Below are 1,173 nucleotides of genomic sequence, written 5' to 3'. Positions count from 1 at the left end.
GCCTGGGGGGAGGAGCCGTACCCGGCGAGGAGCTGGTGCAGGGCCTCGGCGTTACGGTTCGCCTGCGCAGGAAGGAGCCCTTCCCCACCCTCATCGGTCTCGGTGTCTTCCTGGCGAGGGGGCGGGCAGGCGGTCTGGAGGTACTTGTCGAGGAGACGCCCGGTGGCCTCGCACAGCTGGCCTTCGAGCGCCCACATGCCGTTGCCCTGCGGGGTGAGTTCGAGGCGCTGCATCGACTGCTCGCCCAGCTCATCGAACAGCTCGGCCTCCTCAGCGATCGAGGCCCACAGCTCATCGAGGTGGCGGCGCAGTTCCTTGAAGGTGGCGTGGGCGCAGTACTCGGCGACCATCGCCTCCGGGGTCGCGCATTCCACCGAGGCATCGAAGGGGGAGGGGACTGGTGCCTGGAAGGGGGTGCGGGCGAACAGGCGCATGGCCGGGGTCTGCTCGAGCTGGCGGACGGCGTAGGCGACCTGGTCGATCCTCGCTTTCCCTGTCGTTGCCGCCCGAGCCAGGATCGTGAACTTGCCCGAGAGCCGTGCGATGGCCGCGATCGATCCTGCCGTGTTGTAGGTGAAGTCGAACTGGGACAGCAGCAGATCCCGTAGGGCGGAGAAGCCGAACGCGGAGCGATGGAGGTTCGCTTCCTTCATCTCGATCACCGAGAACAGGACCTGGGCGTGCTGGGCGTTGATGAGGGAAGCGGCGTCATCGAGAGCGGAGCGGATGGCGGCCGCGCGTTCGGAACCGGGGGTGCTGGTGCAGCTGCTCATCGGCCTCTCGCCTCCTTCCGCTGTTCTCGAATGGCCTGGCTGTTTTCGCTTGCTTGTGCGTAGTTCAATGATGACATGGGTCGGGTGGAGGTGTCATCACTCGATGGAGTGATTTATCCATGAGGGACATTCGCATCGGGCGCGGGAACGACTGCAGCGCAAGGTGAATCGCGGGAGTGCGCGCTGCCTGGCGGCCGCATTGCACACCCGCGCCTCACTCGGACCTCTTTGTCGCTGCCTGCTCTGACCGCATCCGAATCGGGCCGGGCGGCCGAGGTCCGGCCGGAGAGGAATGGGACCTCTTTGTCGCTGCCCGATTGAACCCCTATCGATTCGGGCCGGGCGGCCGAAGTGCGGGCAAGCGATATGGGGCCTCTTTGTCGCTGCCGCTTGAACCTCG

1 protein-coding gene is annotated in these 1,173 nt (G+C 66.2%); it reads right to left on the bottom strand.

Annotated features, from left to right (window positions below; all coding sequences use genetic code 11):
• On the bottom strand, positions 1–773 hold a 773-nt coding region (locus J5V16_RS24020), incomplete at its 3' end, for a hypothetical protein (protein ID WP_208499910.1).
• Between the last annotated feature and the right edge of the window lie 400 nt (positions 774–1,173).

Source organism: Glycomyces niveus (genome assembly GCF_017592475.1).
GTDB lineage: Bacteria > Actinomycetota > Actinomycetes > Mycobacteriales > Micromonosporaceae > Glycomyces > Glycomyces niveus.
Note: the sequence above shows the minus strand (reverse complement) of the source record. Positions and strands in the feature narration are given on the sequence as shown.